This window comes from Streptomyces sp. NRRL S-495, from assembly GCF_000966955.1.
In the GTDB taxonomy this organism is placed as follows: domain Bacteria; phylum Actinomycetota; class Actinomycetes; order Streptomycetales; family Streptomycetaceae; genus Kitasatospora; species Kitasatospora purpeofusca.
In genome coordinates this window covers 1-2,522 of the sequence record NZ_JZWY01001254.1, presented here as the reverse complement: position 1 = coordinate 2,522, position 2,522 = coordinate 1, and the positions used below count along the sequence as shown (strand labels likewise).

The window sequence follows — 2,522 nt, the reverse complement described above, 5'->3', positions numbered from 1 at the left end:
GGCGTACCCGGCCTACGTGGCCGCGCAGGCCGCCTCGCTGCGGGACTTCGCGGCCGCCGGCGGCACCGTGCTGGACCTGGCCCAGTCCGACCAGTACGGCGCGGCCGTCTCCTACCTGCCGTCCGCGCTCACCGCGGTGCGCACCGACGCCGACTACGACACGGTCCTGCCGGTGGCCGTCGACCACCCCCTGGTGGCGGCGCTGCCGGTGGTGGGCGGAAAGGTGCTCACCGGCCGCGCCTCCGGCATCAGGGTCAGCTGGGAGACCGTCGGCAGCTGGCGCACGATGCGGGTGCTGCTGGCCTGCACCGCGAGCGGCACCGCGCCGGCCCTGCTGGAGGGCGCGTACGGCGCGGGCCGCTTCCTGGTGACCAGCCTGACCGTCGACAAGTGCTTCGACAGTGCCGGGACAACGATCCAGCCGGTTGCCGCGGTGCAGGACAGCGTCGCGTTCTTCACCGCGCTGGCCGGGTACGTGGCGCGGGTCAGGGCCGGGACGGCGCCCGCCGTGGTGCCGACCCCCATGCCCGCGCAGGCCCCGGTCGGACCGCTGGTCGGCCATGTCGACACCACCACCGCGCGGCTGTGGGCCCGGCCCGGCCTGGACCCCGTCGCGTACCCGGCCTGGCGGTGCACCGTGCGCCGGGCCGACGGCTGGACCACCGCCGTGGACGTCCCGGTCTCGACCGCCAACGACAACACGCTGCTGGCCGACGTCGCAGGTCTGCGGGCCGCCACCCGCTACGAGTTCACCATCGCCCCCGCGGTCGCCGCGCCCGGCTTCACCCCGCTGGCCGGATCCTTCACCACCTCCCCGGCCGCGGGGGTGGCCACCGTGGTCACCATGGGACTGGGCTCCTGCGCGCCTTCCGACCCCAACCCGGTGTGGACCCGGATCGCCGCCGAGGGCTGCGACAGCTTCGTCATGCTCGGCGACAACCCCTACATCGACTCCGGCGACCTCGCCGTGGCCCGCGCCAAGCACCGCACCTTCCTCGCCCAGCCCGAACTCGCCGGGCTGATCGCCACCACGCCGACCTGGTTCACCTGGGACGACCACGACTTCGGCACCAACGGCGTCAACGGCTCCTTCAGCGGCAAGGCCAACACCCGCGCGGCGTTCGTCGACTACCGCGCCAACGCCTCCTTCGGCCACGCCGCCGACGGCACCCGCCTGACCACCAGGACCGCCGGGCAGGGCGTCCACACCTCCTTCCGCCGCGGCCCGATCGAGGTGTTCCTGCTCTACCCGCGCTGGTTCAGCACCACCGCCCCCAGCTTCGCCGACCCCACCAGGACCACCTGCCTCGGCCAGGTCCAGTGGGACTGGCTGCGTGCCGCCCTGCGCGCGAGCACCGCCCCGTTCAAGGCCATCGCCTCCGGCATGATCTGGGACGACAAGGGCAACGCCGAGACCGACGACTGGGCCACCTACCAGTACGAGAAGGACGCCCTCCTCGACTTCCTGGCGGCCGAGAGGATCCCCGGCTGCTTCCTGGTCAGCGGCGACATCCACAGCTCGCAGGCCCTCGACTACGGTCCCCGGATCGGCTACGACCTGTGGCAGTTCGTCGTCAGCCCGCTGCACGGCAGCACCATCTCCGGCCTCAACGCCGGCAACCCCGCCCTGGTCGCCGGCGCGGTGGAGCCCTACACCTTCCTCAAGCTCGTCGCGGACACCACCGTCTCCCCCGCGACGCTCACCGCCACCTGGATCAACCGCGACGGCAGGCGCCTGTTCGAGGTCCACCGCACCGCCACCGACCTCGGCCACCCTGCCTGACGCCTGACGCCTGACCCACGCACACCGCTTCCGGACCCCTGCCCGCGCCGCGACCCGTCGGCGCGGGCAGGGGTTCACCCATTCTTCTCGTCTCTTATCATGACAAGTACTTGATCAGGGTCGAGTTTCATGACAAGTTCGGGGAATGAGCGTCACCACCGACACGATCCCGGTCCGCCTCGCCCGCTGGGACGGCGTCCAGCGGCCCTTCGCCCTACTGGAGAGCAGCACCCCCCGCACCCCCGGCCCCGGCGAACTGCTGGTCCGCATCGACCTCGCCACCATCTGCGGCAGCGACCTGCACACCGTCGAAGGCCGCCGTCCCTCCCCGGTCCCCTCCCTGCTCGGCCACGAGCAGGTCGGCACGGTGGTCGGCGTCGGCGCGGGCGGCGTGCGCTGCGTGGACGGTCTCCCGGCCGAGGAGGGCATGCGGGTGGTCTGGTCCGTGGCCGCGTCCTGCGGCGTCTGCGAGCGCTGCACCGGCGACCTGCCGAACAAGTGCCTGGACCTGCGCAAGTACGGCCACGAGCCGTGGTCCCCCGACGCCCCGCTCAACGGCGGCTTCGCCACCCACTGCGTGGTGCTGCCCGGTACCGCCGTCGTCGCCGTCCCCACGGAGGTGCCCGACGCAGTCGCCGGCCCCGCCTCCTGCGCCACCGCCACCGTCGCGGCCGCCCTCGACGCCGCCGGCCCACTCGCCGGGCGCCGGGTGCTGATCACCGGCGCCGGCATGCTCGGC

General features: G+C 73.4%; 2 protein-coding genes. Both read left to right on the top strand.

Features of this window, described 5'->3' with window-relative positions:
• On the top strand, positions 1 to 1,783 hold a 1,783-nt coding region (locus VR45_RS40965; protein ID WP_045945065.1), incomplete at its 5' end, for an alkaline phosphatase D family protein.
• A gap of 145 nt (positions 1,784 to 1,928) precedes the next feature.
• Positions 1,929 to 2,522, top strand: a 594-nt coding sequence (locus VR45_RS40960) for an alcohol dehydrogenase catalytic domain-containing protein (protein WP_045945064.1), incomplete at its 3' end; no start/stop codon positions are given.